This is a genomic window from Kitasatospora sp. SC0581, from assembly GCF_048159585.1.
Taxonomy (GTDB): Bacteria; Actinomycetota; Actinomycetes; order Streptomycetales; family Streptomycetaceae; genus Kitasatospora.
Window position 1 is genome coordinate 1 of sequence record NZ_JBLRWA010000032.1, and the last position, 16354, is coordinate 16354.

A 16354-nucleotide genomic window follows, 5' to 3' on the forward strand; every position below is an offset into this window, starting at 1 on the left:
CGCCCCCACCGCACCGTCATGGCCGGTGAGGAACTCGCCGTCCTGGGTGCCGGTGGCGGGGTTCCAGATCCGCACCGCCCGGTCGTACCCGCCGGTGGCGAGGCGGGGGGTCCCGTCCGGCGCGGCGAACACCGCCACCGCCCCCACCCCGCCGTACCCGTATCCGGTGAGGAACTCGCCGTCCTGGGTGCCGGTGGCGGGGTTCCAGATCCGCACCGTCCCGTCGTTGCCGCCGGTGACGAGGCGGGGGGTCCCGTCCGGCGCAGCGAACACCGCCACCGCCCCCACCGCACCGTCATGGCCAACGAGTTGGAGGTGGAGCTGCCGTCGGCGGACTGCGCCGCCGACCAGTCTGGGCGGCCATGTCGCGGGACTGTGGGCGTGGGTTTCGGCGGGGGGCGGGGTGCCTTGGATGTAGGCGGTGCCCAGTCGGCGCCACCATCGGCGCCACCCGATCATGTCGTGGTCGTACTGGTCGGCGCCGGTCTCGTGGATGTGGTTCTGGAAGAGGACGGTTCCGGCGATGGCGGGCGGCACTTCGTTCGGGGGCAGACCGCGATACAGGGTGGCGGCGGTGATGCCGGCGAGGTCGAGGGTGTCAAGGACATCGGGGTGGTCGGCGAGCGTCTGCAGGGCTCCGGCGGTGTGGCCGAGCCGTGCGTGGGTGATGAGGTGGTGGCGGATATAGGGGCTGACGTCCCCGGGCCGCACGGCACCGCCGCTGGAAGTCCGGGTGGCGAGGCTGTGGCGGGCCTGCCGGGCCAGGGCGGTGGTGATGGCGGCATGGGCGGCAGGGCTGTCGGGGGTGGTGGTGAAGTGTTCGGTGAACGTGCGGTGGGCGAGGCGGTAGACGCTCTGGCCGTGTTCCTGGTCGAGGGCGAGGTAGGGCGCGGCGTCGCGGACCAGGCCGGGGATGCCGGCGCCGGTGTGGCCCGCGCCTTCGGGGGTGAGGGCGTCGGCGGTGCGGGCCCAGATGCCGTCCTGGTCGGGCAGGCCTCGGCCCTGGGCGAGGCCGAGGGAGCGTAGCAGGGGGGTGTAGTGGGGGTTGGTGTGGTGGAGGCGTTGCAGGGCTTGGGTGAAGAGTTGGCGGTGGGTGCGGCCGGTCAGCGCGGTGGGGTCGGCCAGGAGGGTGGGGTTGTTGAGGAGTTCGTGGGCGGCGAGGCGGACGTAGAGGAACTGCTGCGGTTCGGTGCCGTCCTGCTGCTGGTCGGTGACGAGTCGGCGGACGGCGGCCTCGATGGTCGCCTCGTCGGCGTCCAGGGTGCGCTGTTGCCGGGCGGCGTGGAGTTTGGCCCGCAGGTATCCGGCGAGGGCGTCCTGATTCTGCGTCACTTCGACGTACTCCAGGCCGGTCCCGTGAGAGTGGGAGCGGGGGCGGAGGGCGTCGAGGATGTCGGTGTCGTCGGGGGCTGGCTGGTCGGGGCCTTCCTTGGTGGAGCTACGGGTGCCGATGACGATCCGGACCCGGGGCAGGTCCGCGAGGTGGCGCAGGAGGGTGTCGGCGAGGACGAGGGGCTGTTCGGCCTCGTCGAGGGCGTCGAAGAGCAGGGTCAGTGGTGCCTGCCGGTCGCGGAGGCGTCCGAGGAGCCGGGCGACGAGGTCGGAGGGTGGCTGGCCGTCGGCCGCTTGCCGGGCGAGGTCGGGCAGGCCGGCTGCCTGGGCGACGAGTTGGACGGTGTGGGTGAGGGTGAGGCCGGAGAGGTGGACAGTGAGGTCGAACGGGTCGTCCGGGCAGGGGACTTCGGATGGCAGGGGCGTCAGGTGGCCGTGCCGGATCAGGACGTCGCGCAGCTGGGGGTTGGTGTGGTGGAGGATGTGGCCGAGGAGGGCTGATTTGCCGGAGCCGGCGGGGCCGGTGACGACGAGGGAGCCGCTTGCGGTGGTGGTGAGCCAGCGGAGGATCGTGTCGCGTTCCTCGGTGCGGCCGTGGAAGTACCAGGCGAGTTCGCCGAGTTCGGCACCGGAGGCCTTGGGGAGGAAGTGGCGCTGTTCGTCGGCGGGCAGGCGGTCGATGACGGCCTGGAGTTCGGCGATCTGGTCCAGGGGCGCGGAGACGGCGGAGGCGACGTCGGGGAGTGTGCGGACCAGTCGGTCGCGGTGGTCGTCGACGTTGATGGCGCGGTAGCCGCGGAGTTCGCGGGCGAGCTGGCTGCCGAGTTCGGCGAGGCCGATGGTCTTCTGTCCGAGGAAGGTGATGGTCAGGGCGTGTTCCAGGGCCCGGGTGAAGTCGCCGAGTTCGGCGTGGCCCTCGGCGGCGGTGGACAGCAGCAGGAACCGGTCGGCGTCGCCGTACTCGCTGATGAGGGTGCCGTGCACTTTGCGGGCGAAGTCCTTGGAGAAGCAGGCGTCCAGGACGACGACGGCCCAGCTGTCCTCCGCGTCGGGGTGCAGTCGCCGGCGGCCGATGGCGCGGGCGACGTCCTCCGGGTGGACGCCGTCGTCGATGGGGGCCGGGGTGCGGTGGTGGGCGAGGTGTTCGGCGCTGCCGTGGCCGACCCAGTAGAGCACCGTGTTGCCGCGGTGGGAGGCGGTGAGGCGTTTCCAGTCGCCGAGCCGGTCCTCGACCGCCTGCCGGTCCCGTTCCTTCTCCGGGGCCGCCCAGTGGTTGACGTGCAGGCCGTAGGGGGCGAGCAGGTCGGCGATCGCCCGCACGTGCTGCTCGGTGTCGAGTTCCACGTGGTTCCGGTAGGCGGTGAAGTTGACCGGGAACAGCTCGACGCCCCCGTCCTCGGGGACCGGTCCGGCCGTCGTGCGGCCCGGGCCGGGGGGCAGCTGGGAGGGCGGGGTGTTCGCGTGGGGAGTGGTCATGGGCGGATCTCTGGGGTCAGGCGTCGGGAGGGGTGACGAGGACGAGCTGGGTCAGGGGCGCGTGCCGGCCGGTGTTCAGGGCCACCCTGTACAGGTCCGGCGCGTCTGCGGTGAACCGCGCCGACAGGGCCCCGTCCGTGCGGTCCGGGTCGCGGCGCAGGGTCAGGGGGTGGCCGGGGCGGCCGGTGGTCGCCGAGCGCACGCTCAGGCTCGCCCCGGCCGGGGTGTCGAGGCCGGTGACGGTGAGGGTGAGCGGCTGTCCGAGCGTCCCGCCGAGGTGAGGGGTCTCCAGGCCCGGCCCGTCGCCGGTGCCGTCACCGAGGTCGGTGCCCTGCGGGCGCTCCAGCGCGATGCGGCGGATCTGCCGCAGGACCTCGTCGTGGGACATCAGTGTGCCGTGCTGGCCGAACACGTAGTGGACGGCCTCGGTGCCGGCCCGGGCGGAGGGCATGTGGACGGTGCCGTCACCGGAGGCGTCGCGGCGGGCGGGGATGCCGGTGGCCGGATCGCGGACGAGTTCGCCGTCGTCGCCGACGTCGAAGGCGTGGTGGCGGCCCGCGACGACCGAGAGGCCGGCGCGCTGTTCCTCCAGGGTCTGCACGGTCGGCTGGGCCTCACCGACGACCGCCCGGTGCCCCGGCAGCACGAACCCGCTCCCACGGTGGCGTGCGCGCTCGGCCAGGGAACGGGCGGCCAGGTCCCGGTCGCCGCCGAACCGGGCGACATCACCCGCGGTGAGGCGCTCCACCTCCAGACCCCGGTCCAGGCAGCGGTAGCCGGGCAGCAGGTCGTGGACACCGGGCAGGGTCGCCGCCATCGCCTGCACTCGCCGCACCAGCCGGCCCGGTTCGGCCTCGGCGTGCAGAGCGTTGAGCGCCAGGACGGACTTCGCCGAGCCCAGGAACGGCGTCCCGACGGTGACCACCGCCCGGGTGTCGGCCGCGAGTTCCACGTCTTGCTCCAGCGCGGCCCGCACCACCAGCCCGCCCATCGAGTGCGCCACGAACACCAGCCGCGGCCGCGCCGCGCCGGCCGCCCGCCACCCGGGCACCGCCGCCACCCGCTCCCGCCACGACTCCAGGTGCGCACGGGCCCTCCGGGCCAGCAGCGCGCCGTTGTAGGCGACCGCCAGCCGCCAGTCGTAGGGGAACGGCTCCACCGCCTCCGGCGCCAGCGTGACCTTCCGCAGGGCCTCGACCGCCCTGCCGTAGGGGTCAAGCCCCTGGAAGACGGGCAGCCACCACGGTTTGGCGAGCAGGCCGGTCGCACGGACGCGGGTCAGCGGTGCCCGCCGGGCGGTGTCGGCATCGGCTTCCCGCTCCTGGGCGTCCGCCCGCAGGGCAGCGAACAGGGCATCGCCGCTCAGCGCGTCGGTGAGCGTCGCCAGGTTGACACCCCACAACGGGCGGCCCATAGCGGTGTCCTCAAGGACGCTGCCCATGATGCCGGGCACCACCACGCACGCGTCCCGGGTCCGGTCGCCGAACACAGGCGGTGCCCCCGTGAACGGCGCCCCGCGCCCCAACCCGTCAGCCCCTGCCATCCCCATGCCGTCCGACGATAGAGCAGCGCACCCGCCCGGGTGCAGGCTTCACCGAAGAATCGCGCTGTCCGGCGTCGGCCGTTGGCAGTGCTGTGGAATGCAGGAGGTTCTGGCCGCTGCCCAGTGGGCGCGGTTCGAGTCGCTGCTGCCGGTGAGCAGCAGCCGGTACGGGATCTCCGGCGGGTGGTGAACGGGTGCTGCGGGCGATATCCCACACGTCATTCCTGAACGGGCCGGGGCCCAGCTCCGACCAGGCGGAAGTGGCAATCTGTGCTGAACCGAGCACACACCGCCAGCGTCCCGGGAACAATGGCTGGGGCCGATCCACAAGCGATCCCAAATCCCGAGGAGCGTCGCGATGTCCGAGCGACTACGGAACGACCTACGGCAGGCGCGCCGGGACTCCGGGATGTCCTGGGCGCACTTCTCCCAGGCAACGAGCTTCACACCGGCGTATCTGCGTAACGTGGAGAACGGGAACAGATCGTTGACCATCGACGTGGCCGCGGCCTACGACCGCGCGCTGCGAACCGACGGCAAGTTCGAGAAGGAGCTGGCCAACGCCAAGACTGCGCCGTCCGCCGTTCCGTGGGGTCAGGACGGAACGGCACTGACGGTCCTCGCCGACCTCGTGGACGGGAGAGCAGGCCGAGTGGATCGCCGGGGGTTCGTCAAGGCCGGTGCCGCAATGTCGGCATCAGCGGGAGGATGGGCCGGCGCTCTGGGCATCGCCCGCCCCAGCGCACCCGTCGAGAGCGCGCAGAGCGCCGGGGGCACGGCCCTGTTGGTCAACATGGCCGGCCGACTCGAGCTCCTGCGCAGGTTGGACGACGAGCTCGGCAGCGGGGAGGTCCGCAGGCAGGCCTCCGGGGAACTGTCGCTCGCGGTGACCCTCCTCAAGGCCGGCCGCTACCGGGGCACTGCCGCGAACCGCCTCCTCCGGCTCGCGGGTGAAGCCGCACGGCAGGTCGCCTGGTACACCTTCGACCAAGGCCGCCCCGATGTTGCCCAGCGGTACTTCGACGCGTCCCTCCGCGCCTCCGCCGAAGCAGGCGACGCAACCGGGGGCATCTACACCATCTCGTTCGCAGCCGTCCAGCTCTACTCCACCGGCCAGGCCGACCGCGCGGTGGCCCTCCTGGAGACCGCCCGCTCGCAGCTGCGGCGACACAGCACCCCCCGCATGGAGGCGATGCTGGCCGCCCGCACCGCCCGTGCGATGTCGAAGACCACTGCCAAGGCGGCAACCGGCCGCCAACTCCGCCTGGCACACGACATGCTGGACAGAGGCCCACAGGACGACGAACCCGAGTTCCTCTACTGGGTGACCAGGTCGGAGGTGGAGATGATCGCCGGTTCGTGCGCGCTCGACCTCGGCGACCCGGCCGAGGCGTTGCGCCGCTTCGAGGCCGGCATGCGGGCACACCCCAGCGTCGACGAAGAATTTCCCCGCAGCCATGCCATCTACCTGGCCCGCGCCGCCGAGGCCCACCTCGTCCTGAACGACCTCGATGCGGCCGTCGCCGCCGCCTGGCAGGCGGCCGCTTGCCTCGGTTCCGTCGACTCCGCCCGCTCCTCCTCCCAGCTCAAGGGACTGCGGGTCAAACTCGCCCCGCACGCCGCCTACCGGCCCATCGCGGACTTCCTACAGGCCGCTGCCGGGTAGGTGCAGCAGCTCGCGCAGACGCCGGGCCACCACGTCCTCGTCCAACCCGAGCAACGGCGTGAACCCGAGTCCGGCGGCGGCCTCAAGGTTCGACTCACTGTCGTCAACGAACAGGCACTCATCCGCGCCCACACCGAGCTGGTCCAACACGATCCGGAAGATCGCCGGATCCGGCTTGCGTACGCCGACGTCGGCGGAGAGCACCACCGCATCGAACGTACCGGCGAGGTCGAATCCGGAGTACGGGTCGAACGGCTGGCGGCCGAGCGAGTTCGACAGCACCGCCGTCCTGATCCCGGCTGCACGCGCCTGGCGAGCAACGCGGAGCACCGGGTAGGCGGGGAAGGCGTCGTGGAGGTACCGCGCCATCAAGCCGGCAGGCTCGACGCCGATCAGGCCGCCGAACCTCGAGTTCCACTCCTCCTGGGTGATCTGGCCGAGCTCGAGCCGACGGAACAGCTCCTGTCCCTCCGGTGAAGCCCACCCGCGAAGGAACGTCCCGCGGACGATCTTCTCCCGATCCTCGAACGCCTGGATCACCTCGACCATGTTGAAAGTCAGGACACCGAAGAAGTCGAATACCACCGCGCCGAACCCGGTCGCCGGAGATGTCGTCATCCCGGCAGCCTAGGCCGCCCGCCAGGCTCCGGGAACAAGCCCCCGTCAAACCCACGCAACGACTCGCCAACTCTGCGGCCAGTAAGTGTTGCTGACGCCTTGGCCGGGTGACCGCGAAACCTCCAGTCGATGCCCTCGAGGGTTGCGCGCGCGGGACTCGACCTGGTCGCGCTCATTGTCCACGGTGAACTTCGGCCACGGGCGCCCGGCGCGCGGGCCGCCGCCGAAGGTGCGGAACAGCTAGTAGTGCCTTGTCACGCGCTGCGCAGGGCTTGGGCAGGTCGGGTGTTCGGCGTTGCCGGTGTGAATCCGGACGAACTAACAGCGTTACACGATGAGTTGGAGGAGTTCGCGGCGGAGATACTCGCTCCGCTGCAGCGCTCGGACCAGCAGGACAAGGACTTGAGCCATCCGCGTGGTCTGTTGCTGGACGGACGGCACAAGTCGATGCAGCCGATGGCTGAGCGCCTCGGCATCGACCACCAGCGCCTGCAGCAGTTCATCACCACCTCGACCTGGCCCCTGGACGAGGTCCGCGCCCGTATCGCCTGCCGGGCCGTGCAGTCGCTGAAACCGGCTGCCTGGGTGATCCACGAGACCGGGTCCCGAAGGACGGCACGAGCTCGCCCGGGGTGGCCCGCCGGTACTCCGGGACACTCGGCCAGGTCGGGAACTGCCAGATCATACGGGCCGCCAGCCGGGCGGCGGCCCCAGCTTAAGGAAGACGGCACCCTGCCCACGTGCTGGCTGCCAATGGCCCGCCCACCTGGCCGAGCCTTCCCACTACTGGGTGTCCGACCTTCCCGCCGACACCGGTCGAGGATGTCGTCCGCCTGGCCAAGATCCGCTGGCGGATCGAGCACGACTACCGCGAGCTGAAGACTCCCCTGGGCCTGGACCACTTCGACGGACGCTCGTGGGCCGGCCGGCACCGCCACGTCACCCTCGTCACCGCCACCCACCTCTTCGTGACCCTGGTCCGGATTCGCCCAGAAGTGCCTGCTCGGGCATGACCCCCTACCAGGCCGTCAGAGCCCTCCAACAGCTCCTGGCGACCTGGAACGGCATATGCCCGACCTGCCACCAAACGATATCCAGGCCAATGCCAGCCCCGACCTGACAAAGCACTACTAGCCTTGAGCGATGAACCTGAGCCTTGCGTACCGGACCGCCGAATCGCTGCTCACGGACATCCCCCTGCGCTGGGCGCACTCCCGTCAGGTATTCGAGCAGGCCCGGCTCCTCGGCCCGACGCTCGGGGGCGACGAGGAGCTGGTGCGTGTCGCCGCAGTTCTTCACGATGTCGGGTACGCGCCCTCGGCGGTCGACACCGGCCAGCACATGATCGACGGCGCCCGGTACCTGCGTCGGATCGGTGTCCATGCCGAGGTCTGCTCGCTCGTCGCCTACCACTCGTCCTCGGAGTGGGAAGCGGCCGAACTGGGACTGTCGGCCGCGCTCGCGGAGTTTCGCCGACCGCCGTCGGACCTGCTGGACGCGATCACGTACTGCGATCTCACGAGCGGACCCGACGGCACCGTGGTCGACCCGGTGTCCCGGCTCGACGAGGTCCTTCACCGGTACGGCACCGGCCACGTCGTCCACCGTGCCGTCTCCGCGGCTCGCCCGGCGCTGCTGGCCATGGTCGACCGGGTCGCGAAGCGGCTGGCCGAGTCCGCCAGCGCCTGAGTCAGCCGAGGTGTGGGGCCGGCTCGTTCCGGAAGCCGTGGTCGAGGCGGAGCCTGGTCGTCGGGGCGATGTCCATCCCTTCGAGTTCCGCTCGCGGAACCCAGCGGACCTCGAAGGACTCGGAGCTGGCCGTGAGGCGGCCGCCGACCGGCCGCGCCCGGAAGCACAGGGAGAACTCCTGGCGCACTTCCCCGTCGGAGAACTCGATCACGTGCCCGGGGTCGCTGTACGTGCCGACGAGGCCGGTGACCTCGACCTCGATACCGGTCTCCTCCCGCACCTCGCGCACGACGGCCCCTGGAAGGTTCTCGCCGATCTCCAGAACCCCGCCGGGCATACCCCAGCGGCCGTTGTCGGAGCGCCGCTCCAACAGGAGATCGCCGCGCTCGTTCACCACGAACGCGGTGACGGCGGGCACGATTCGCTGGGCTTCCGGGGCCTTCGGATCGTCGAAGTAGTCGGTCCGGCTCACGATTCCTGCCTTGGTAGCGGAACAGCACCGGCCCAGACCTTCTCGAAGCTCTGCCGGTAGGTCGAGACCAGCTGGGCGCCGACGACGCGGCGCAGGTGGAGCACCGGGGTGAGCGGTGCGCTCACCCCGTAGATCTGGGTGTTCACCAGCATCTCGTCGTCGAACCAGTACAAGGAGTTGTGCAGCGTGGACCGGTGCGTCCGGAACTCGATGCCGGGCGTTCCGTAGAGCGGCCGGTAGAGCTTGATGACCTCGCGCACCTTGTACGCGACGCCCTCGCCGAGTTCCTCCTCCTCGCCCCGTCGCGCGACCTCCGTACTCTCCGGGTCACCGAGCAGCAGACGGACCCGGACGCCCGCCCGAGCCCGTTCGGCGAGCGCCCGGTGCCAGCGCGGGTTCTCGGCGAGATGGACGCCGGCATGGACGAGCACGCCGATGTCGGCAGCCGAGCGCTGGGCGAACTGCAACCACAACTCCGGTGGCACGGAGGAGCGGTGGGGGTATACATGGACGATCTCGGCGTCGGCCTCGTCCAGGCGCCGGGTCTCCGACTTCGCGTCCGGCCAGAGGTAGTCCTCGTCGGTCTGCAGCTTGGCCGCCGCCGCTTGGCGATGCCGCCTGTACGGTTCACGGCTTTTGAGGATCCAGCGCTCCACCGTCTTGGCATCGACTCCGCAGTGCTCCGCCAGTTCCCGCTCGGTGACTCCGCGGACGACCAGCGCGGACCGAAGGCGTTCGTTCGCCATGGCACCCCCGGATGGGACGTCTTGGGACGTATTGAGACTCCAGGAGAATACCGAGGACGTCCCAAGACGTCCAGCTCAGGCCTGATCATGTCCCCCTCCCCACCGGCATTCTGAGTCTCCGCCGGTTCGACCGGATCGAATCGGCCGGCTCGAATCCACCCGCTCATCTGCGGAGACTCGCCATGATCCCGTGCATCCTCAGCGCCGTCGTCAGCGACCTGATCGGCACCGCCGGCGTCCTCGCCGACATCCACGTCAGCCCCAAGGGGCTCGCTCTGACGGAGGCGGCGTGAACGCGACCGCCGACGCGAACAGCACCGAGGCGCCTCGACGGCCCCTGCCGCTGCCCGGCCTCCTCTCGGCCGTCCACATCCTCGACCCCCACACCCCCGGCATCGCGGGCCTGGCCTCCTACCTGGCCCGGAGGCACGCTCGGGTGACGGTCTCGCCGCCGCGCCCCGATTCCCGCCCCGACCTGCTCCAAAGGCTCGAACGGTGCGGTGTCGGCCTTCGGGCGGCCACTCCCGGGACGGCCTCGCTGATCTGGGGCGGGGACAACACCGTGGTGCACGAGGTCCTGGACCACGCCGTCGGCCGAGGCCTTCCGATACTGGGCTACGGGCGGGCCGTCGAGCTGCTGGCCGCGACGGCGCCGACCACGGTCGCCGTCGCCGGCAGCCACTCCACCACCATGGCCGCCGCCGCGCTCACCTGCGCGCTCGTCAGCCGCGACCCCGGGTGGATCCTCGCCGAGGCACCCAAAGGGGACTCCGCCGGCTACGACGGCGGCGGAGAGCTCCTGGTGGTGGACCTGTGCCCGGACAGCTCCGGCCACGACGCCTCGCCGCCCGGTTGGCGCTTCCGCTCCCTGGGCGAAGGCCTCACCCCCGCCGTGACTCTGGTCACCGCCGCGGACGCCGCACCGCCGAGCTGGTGGAACCAGCAGGAGGCGCTGGACCAGATGGAGGCCCTCGCCCGACGGAGCGAGACGGTGGTGCTGTGGGCCGCCCAGCCCGGTTGCCTGGAGCTCGCGGACCGGCTGCGCCGGCGCCGGGGCCCGAGCGTGGTGACCGTCGGCCGCGGCGCCGACATGGACGTGCAGGTCCTCGGGAGCTTCTGGACCGGTGAGGAGCACCGCGTCACCGTCCAGGCCGGCGGCGAGCGTCACACCTTCACCGTGCCGGTCGCGGGGACGAACTCCGCCATGGCCGTGGCAACGGCCTGGGCCGCGGGCTGGGCGCTCGGTGTCCCCGGCCACGAACTCGTCGACGGGCTCGGCGCGTTCGCCGGCGTCGAGAGGTCGCTGACCCGGCTCGGCACGAGCGGTGGAATCGACGTCGTGGAATCCATCGCCGTGCACCCGAGGGAGATCGAGGCCGACCTCCAGGGCGCGCGGATGCTCACCGAGGGTGCGGTGGTGGCCGTGTACGAGCCCTCCGGGCATCTGCGGTCGAACACGCTCGCCGGCCTGATCGCCGACGCCCTGACGGCCGCCGACCGGACGGTGCTGCTGCCCGTCCACTCGACGTTCCCCCGTCACCACAACCGCATCGACGGCGGCGAGAGCATCCTCACCGCCAGTCCCGCGGGCACGGTGATCCGCTACGAGCCCGGCCTGGACCAGCCGGGCCCCGAGTCGCTGGTCGCCTCCCTCGTCCGACGGGGCGACCTGGTCCTGACCATCGGCCCCCACGCCGCCCGCCGGATCGGGCCCTCCCTGCTGGCCGCCCTCGACCGCTCGTAGCCTCCCCTCCTCCCCCGCTTCTGCTGGAGATCCGCCATGCCCACCTCCCGCCCCGTCAAGCCCGACCTGTCCGAGGCCGACGTCCTCCTCCTGCAACAGCTGGCCCGCGGCGCCCTGTACGGGGCGATCAGCCGGGCCACCGGGATCGAGCGGGCCAGGGTCGGCGCTGCCATCCTCACTCTGCTGCCGAAGATCGGAGCGAAGTCGCGCTTCCACGCCACCGCCCTGGGCGCGGGATGGGGCCTGGTGCAGGAGGTGCACCTGATGAACCCCATCGGCAACCCGCTGTCGGCGCAGCACATCGCCGTCCTCGCCGGGCTGGTGGGCGGCGAGGACGCGACCGTCACCGCCGAGCGCCTGGGCCTGGCCGTGAACACGGTGAAGACCTACACCCAGACCGTCCTGAGGACGCTCGGGGCCCGGTCGCGGGAGCAGGCGAGCGCCGCGGCCGTTCTCGGCGACCTGGTACCGCTGCGGGCACTCGGCGTCGGTTGGCCGGCCGTGAAGCTCAGCAGGCTTCGGCAGCGGGCGAAGGCGTGCTGATGCGTACGGAAGTGGCGTCCACGGCGCCGGCCGCGCAGTTCGTCGCGGTGTTGGACAGGGTCGGTCTCGGGATGACGAACGCGGCGATCGGCACGGCCATGGATCTGAGTGTCGACACCGTCAAGTACCACCTGCGCCAGGCGTACGACCGGTTGGGGACGGCGAACCGGGTCCAGGCCTTCGCCTGGGCGTGGCAGTCCGGTCTGCTCACGCGTTCGGCCCCGACGGGTGCTCCGCCGGCCCTCACGGACGAGCAGACGCTGATCCTGCGGATCTGGGCGGCGGGCGGGAACCGCCTCGACGTCGCCCGCGCGCTGGAGGTCCGGGAGCGCGCGGCGGAGCTCTACGAGGACGCCGTGCTGGACGTCTTCGGCACGCGCAAGCGCGTTGTCGCCGTCCGCCGAGCACTGGAACACCAGCTGATCGACCCGGCCGGGGACACCCTGGCCGGGCTCACCACACCCATGGCGGCCGATTCGGGCCAGGGCCGCACCAGGCACCACCGGACGAAGGGAGCGGCCGGTGCGTCCGGACCCGTAGCGACGACCCCGGCAGAGCTCTGCCACCGTTCCGATCCGGTGGAGCGCGCCGTCGCGATGCTCCGGTCCACGCGCGGTCTGGTCGTACACCTCGGCGCACTTGCCGCCCTTCCGGAAGTGCCGTCGCTGGCGGAGGTCCTGGCCGGGGCCGCACCTCGCGGGGCCGCGCCGACCGTCGTCCGGCTGGTGCACCAGGCGCTGGCCCTCGGCCTCCCGTGCGCTCTGGTGCTTCCTTCAGTAGCGGTCGATCCGGACCGTGCCGTCGAAGTGGTCGGGCTGAGAGCGGCCTGGTCCTGCGCCGTACGCCAGGGCGCGCACAACGGCACCGCCGCCTACGTGGCCGCCGCCCACCGCCTCGGCGCCCCGGCCGACGACCTCCTGCTCGCGTGCACCGCCGATCAAGTACCCGTGGCCGGGGAAGCCGGCTTCCGCCGGGTCCTGGCGACCACGAGCTTCGTTCCGCGGACGGAGCCACGACGTGCCCCTGCGCCCGAGCTGAACGGGCTGGAGCGGCGGATCGCCGAACTCGCCGCCGAGGGGCTGACCATCGCCGAGATCAGCGGCCGGGTCCATGCCGGGGAGTACCTGGTCCGTCACCGCCTGGCCGACCTGCGCCGACGCGCCGGCGCCGTGGACGACGCGCACCTGGCCGTCCGCCTGATCACGACGGAGCTGATCGGCACCGAGCGGCTGCGCGCCGGGCTGCCCGACCGCGTGCCCGAGCTGGATCAGGCGGGGCGAGCCGTGCTCACGCTGATCTGCACCGGGACGATGAGCGAGGCCGGGGCGAACGCCGCCGGGCTGAGCCTGCGCGAGGCCCGCACCGTCGAGGCCAGGGTCGTCCGTGCGCTCTCGTGGCGCGGCAGCCGCACCCACGCCGCTGCCGTCGCCCTCGTCACCGGCCTCGTCGCCCTGCCTCCAACACCTCTATGGGTTGGCTGATCCGGACCGCCTCCGTCGCTGAGAGCCTCCCGATCCGGGCGGCTTCCGGCCAGTGATCCCGGTGGGGTGCCGCTCCGCACGCTGGGCGGCACCCCACCCCCGCCACCTCACGCTCTCGCTCCGGGCGTCTGCCCACCAGTCAAGGGATGTGGTCCGCCGTGCTCATCGCCGTCCCGCCGCCGGGCTGGAGATCAGGCCGCTATCTCGGCTCGCAGCCGTTCCAGGGCACCGCCCGCCCGCTCCTTGACTTCGGGCAGACGGCGGCCGGCCCGGACGGCGCGCTGGAGCTGGTGCGGCAGACGGTGGAGGGCCGCCCCGTCGACCGCGGCGCTGAGCTGTTGCGCCGCGCCGATCGGATCTCCCTTCCGCAGCAGCACCTCGCCGGCGGTGATCGCCGCGATGATCCGCCACTGGGCGGTCGCTCCGAGTCCGGCGGCCGGTGCCCGGTCCAACTGCCGGACCGCTTCGGCGACCCGGCCGGTGTTCATGAGACCGCGAAGGCGGACCTCGTGGAGGGTGAACTCCGAGAACAGAGCGGTGGGTGCCACGTCGTGCAGAAGCCGGCAGCCGTCGTCGATCGCGGCGTCGAAGACGGCGGCGTTCCCGGCGGCTCCGGCGGCGCGGGCGAGCAGGACGACGGCCTCGGCTCGTTCCGTGGCGGTGCGGGCGGTATCACGGGCCTGGCCGAGCCGGTCCAATGCGCGAAGGTGCAGGCCGGACTTGCGCAGTTCGTTGCCATGGTGGCGCAGCGCGTGGGCGTGCAGCGCCGGATCGCCGACCCGTCGGGCGACGCTGAGTCCCTTGCCGGTCCAGCGGGCCGCGGTGGCGAGGCGCTCCTCGGGCAGCACGTGTCCCAGCGCGACGCCGAGGCCGACCCGGGCCCTGGCGAGCAGGCGCAGGGTGTCGAGGTCCGCATGGCCGTCCGCGGTACGGGCCTCCAGTCGGGCGACCAGTGGCCACAGCTCGGCGACCGCGGTGGTGGCCTGGCCGGCCTGGCGGGCGATCTCGGCCAGGCGCAGCACGGAGTCGGCGAGCTGGATCACGAGTTGGTGGTCCGCGTCGGTGTCGTCGGTGATGCCGAGGCAGTGCGGCGGGAGGCCCAGGCGTTCGGCGATGTGACGCAGGGCGGCGATGTCGGTGATGGTGCGCGAGCCGGTCTCGATGCGGGAGACGTAGCTGGTGGAGTAGCCGAGGAGGTCCGCGAGTTCCTGTTGCGGCAGGCCGTGGAGTTCGCGGTAGAGCTGGAGGATCTCGGGCAGGGCTCGGCGGCGCAGGATGTCCTGGGCTCTGGGCGTGGTCCAGTGCCAGCGGATGCCACCGTGGGGGTCGATCCCGGCCACGGGTCAGGCCTGGTCGTGCAGTTCGTACCAGCGGGTGATGGAGTCCTTGTAGCCCTGCGGCATGACCAGGCCGGACACCTCGTCTCGGTGGAAAAGGCCGGCTTCCTTGTGCTCGTGGCTCACGACCGGGGGTCGGTGTGCGTCGGTGGCTGTGCACCCGTAGGTGACGATGAAGACCTTGCGACCGGGGATCGGCTCGTACATCCACACGTCGAGCAGCGGGCCGGCGGCCGCCGTCCAGCCGCTCTCCTCCTGGATCTCCGTGACCACCCGCTGCTCGGGCGTCTCCGTCCCCTCCAACTTCCCGCCTGGCAGCTCCCACTCCTGGCGCTCGTTCTTCAGCAGCAGTACCCGTTGCCGCGGGTCGAGCACGACGCCCTTGACGGAGATCGGGAACGTCGTTGGCACGTAAGGCTGTTCGGTCTGTCCGGGCATCGCTTCTTCCGGGGCGCTCAGGTGGTCACGGGCCCGTCGAAGGTAGCAGTCGCGCGGCTGGGCGGTGCCCCGCTGCCCGGTGATCCAGCTTTGACAATCTGTCACTTCCCATCCGGGCGATGGGGCGTGAAGAGTGTGTCGCCTCCCACCCACTCGGTCCCACGAGGGAGATCCACCATGCCGTCTTCCGACACCAACGTCACCAACGGCACCAACGGCGAGGAGTTCACCGCACGCCTGCTGGACGGAGCAGCCCACGAGCGCGCCGGAGCACTGCTGCGCGAGCACGGGATGCTGCGACTCGCCAGGCTGGGCGGGCGCGACGACGTGCTCCTCGCCGCCGGCCGGGTGATGTCCTCGCTGTGGAAGCACCGGGATGCCGACCCGGACGGGTTGACCGTCATCCGCGACACCGGGCGCCACGACGGACGACCGGGATTCGCCGGCCTCGGGCGTGGTGCCCTGGCCCTGCACACCGAGTGCGCGCAGCACCCGGATCCGCCCCGACTGCTTCTCCTGGCGTGCGCGCGGGCCGGTGCCGTCGGCGGCGAGAGCCTGCTGGTGGACGGCCAGGCCGTCTTGGCCGAGCTGGCCGCGTACCGCCCGGCCGTCATCGAGGTGCTCTCCACGGAACGATCCGCCTACTTCGGGGGATCAAACGGTCTGTTCGCCCCGGTTCTTCAGCAACTGCCCGGCGGCCGCTGGCGGTTGCGGCTGAGGCAAGACGACCTCGCCCGCTTCTCACCCGACGCCGAGGCGCACCTGCCCGCCCTGCGCCAGGCCATCGACCGGAACACCCGCCGGCTGCGCCTCACCCCCGGACAGGGCGTCGTGCTGGACAACCACCGCCTGCTGCACGGCCGCACCGCCTTCACGGGCGAGCGGCTGATACTGCGCGCACTGGGCGAACCGCACCCCGCGCTCGGCCTCCGGTCGGGCTTCCCCGCGCCATGGTCCATCGCAGGCCGCGCGGCTCAGCCGGCCCTCGACACCCGACACTGCCACCCCACCATCTCCTGGTGACGCGGGGCGCGTCCCGCGCCCCGGCTCCAGGTCCCACAAGGGAAACCCTCAAGGAGGAGCCATCATGGCTCAGAAGATCACGGCCGATTCCAGGGCCGCCGCGCCCGACGCCGTCGGCGACGAGTTCGACCTCGACGTCCGCACCGTCGAGACCACCGACACGGCCAGCCTGCAGGTCCTCACCGACGACGGCTGCGGCAGCACCTGCGGCGCCTGCACCACCGGCCTGCACTGACCCGACCGGCC

General features: G+C 71.9%; 15 protein-coding genes and 1 pseudogene. 9 read left to right on the forward strand and 7 right to left on the reverse strand.

Features of this window, described 5'->3' with window-relative positions:
- Both ACLWS4_RS31735 and ACLWS4_RS31740 read right to left on the reverse strand, forming a co-directional pair.
- Positions 1 to 2808, reverse strand: a 2808-nt coding sequence (locus ACLWS4_RS31735; RefSeq protein ID WP_416875929.1) for an AAA family ATPase, incomplete at its 3' end; no start/stop codon positions are given.
- Positions 2809 to 2824: 16 nt separating this feature from the next.
- Positions 2825 to 4249, reverse strand: coding sequence for an esterase/lipase family protein (locus tag ACLWS4_RS31740; RefSeq protein ID WP_416875930.1), 1425 nt, complete (start codon positions 4247 to 4249; stop codon positions 2825 to 2827).
- A gap of 460 nt (positions 4250 to 4709) precedes the next feature.
- On the opposite strand from ACLWS4_RS31740, the gene ACLWS4_RS31745 reads away from it, so the two are divergent.
- The gene (locus ACLWS4_RS31745; RefSeq protein ID WP_416875931.1) at positions 4710 to 6017 is read left to right on the forward strand and encodes a helix-turn-helix domain-containing protein; all 1308 of its coding nucleotides are present in this window, start codon (positions 4710 to 4712) and stop codon (positions 6015 to 6017) included.
- Here ACLWS4_RS31745 and ACLWS4_RS31750 read toward each other — a convergent pair.
- Positions 5997 to 6635 (reverse strand): HAD family hydrolase, encoded by a 639-nt coding sequence (locus ACLWS4_RS31750; RefSeq protein WP_388046840.1) that lies wholly within the window; start codon positions 6633 to 6635, stop codon positions 5997 to 5999. The genes ACLWS4_RS31745 and ACLWS4_RS31750 overlap by 21 nt on opposite strands.
- A 129-nt stretch (positions 6636 to 6764) precedes the next feature.
- Here ACLWS4_RS31750 and ACLWS4_RS31755 point away from each other — a divergent pair.
- The 3 genes and pseudogenes from ACLWS4_RS31755 to ACLWS4_RS31765 form a co-directional block, all read left to right on the forward strand.
- Positions 6765 to 7256, forward strand: a pseudogene (locus tag ACLWS4_RS31755) (transposase); the annotation flags it as partial.
- Positions 7257 to 7375: 119 nt separating this feature from the next.
- Entirely contained in the window at positions 7376 to 7648 is a 273-nt protein-coding gene (locus ACLWS4_RS31760; RefSeq protein WP_416875932.1) for a transposase, read from the forward strand.
- 130 nt (positions 7649 to 7778) lie between these two features.
- Positions 7779 to 8324: an HD domain-containing protein gene (locus tag ACLWS4_RS31765; RefSeq protein WP_416875933.1), complete on the forward strand. Its 546-nt coding sequence runs from the start codon at positions 7779 to 7781 to the stop codon at positions 8322 to 8324.
- Between the two features lies 1 nt (position 8325).
- On the opposite strand, the gene ACLWS4_RS31770 is transcribed toward ACLWS4_RS31765, so the two are convergent.
- Both ACLWS4_RS31770 and ACLWS4_RS31775 read right to left on the reverse strand, forming a co-directional pair.
- Positions 8326 to 8796 (reverse strand): NUDIX domain-containing protein, encoded by a 471-nt coding sequence (locus tag ACLWS4_RS31770; protein WP_416875934.1) that lies wholly within the window; start codon positions 8794 to 8796, stop codon positions 8326 to 8328.
- The gene (locus ACLWS4_RS31775) at positions 8793 to 9542 is read right to left on the reverse strand and encodes an XRE family transcriptional regulator (RefSeq protein ID WP_387973318.1); all 750 of its coding nucleotides are present in this window, start codon (positions 9540 to 9542) and stop codon (positions 8793 to 8795) included. The genes ACLWS4_RS31770 and ACLWS4_RS31775 overlap by 4 nt, the downstream gene beginning before the upstream one ends.
- A gap of 289 nt (positions 9543 to 9831) precedes the next feature.
- On the opposite strand from ACLWS4_RS31775, the gene ACLWS4_RS31780 reads away from it, so the two are divergent.
- Genes ACLWS4_RS31780 through ACLWS4_RS31790 form a run of 3 tightly spaced genes read left to right on the forward strand, consistent with a single transcriptional unit; the run spans position 9832 to position 13310 of the window.
- Positions 9832 to 11286: a hypothetical protein gene (locus tag ACLWS4_RS31780; RefSeq protein WP_416875935.1), complete on the forward strand. Its 1455-nt coding sequence runs from the start codon at positions 9832 to 9834 to the stop codon at positions 11284 to 11286.
- Between the two features lie 36 nt (positions 11287 to 11322).
- Positions 11323 to 11829 carry a LuxR C-terminal-related transcriptional regulator gene (locus tag ACLWS4_RS31785; RefSeq protein WP_416875936.1) on the forward strand — a complete coding sequence of 169 codons (507 nt, stop codon included), beginning with the start codon at positions 11323 to 11325 and terminating at the stop codon, positions 11827 to 11829.
- Positions 11829 to 13310 (forward strand): LuxR C-terminal-related transcriptional regulator, encoded by a 1482-nt coding sequence (locus tag ACLWS4_RS31790; protein WP_416875937.1) that lies wholly within the window; start codon positions 11829 to 11831, stop codon positions 13308 to 13310. The genes ACLWS4_RS31785 and ACLWS4_RS31790 overlap by 1 nt, the downstream gene beginning before the upstream one ends.
- Before the next feature lie 191 nt (positions 13311 to 13501).
- Here ACLWS4_RS31790 and ACLWS4_RS31795 read toward each other — a convergent pair whose 3' ends face one another.
- Positions 13502 to 14650 carry a helix-turn-helix domain-containing protein gene (locus ACLWS4_RS31795; protein WP_416875938.1) on the reverse strand — a complete coding sequence of 383 codons (1149 nt, stop codon included), beginning with the start codon at positions 14648 to 14650 and terminating at the stop codon, positions 13502 to 13504.
- A 3-nt stretch (positions 14651 to 14653) separates the two neighbouring features.
- Positions 14654 to 15058: an NUDIX hydrolase gene (locus ACLWS4_RS31800; RefSeq protein WP_416875939.1), complete on the reverse strand. Its 405-nt coding sequence runs from the start codon at positions 15056 to 15058 to the stop codon at positions 14654 to 14656.
- A gap of 204 nt (positions 15059 to 15262) precedes the next feature.
- On the opposite strand from ACLWS4_RS31800, the gene ACLWS4_RS31805 reads away from it, so the two are divergent.
- Together ACLWS4_RS31805 and ACLWS4_RS31810 are read left to right on the forward strand one after the other, a co-directional pair.
- The gene (locus ACLWS4_RS31805; protein ID WP_416875940.1) at positions 15263 to 16108 is read left to right on the forward strand and encodes a TauD/TfdA family dioxygenase; all 846 of its coding nucleotides are present in this window, start codon (positions 15263 to 15265) and stop codon (positions 16106 to 16108) included.
- A gap of 64 nt (positions 16109 to 16172) precedes the next feature.
- On the forward strand, positions 16173 to 16343 hold the full coding sequence (locus ACLWS4_RS31810; RefSeq protein WP_387824863.1) for an FxLD family lanthipeptide: 171 nt from the start codon (positions 16173 to 16175) through the stop codon (positions 16341 to 16343).
- Positions 16344 to 16354 lie beyond the last annotated feature (11 nt).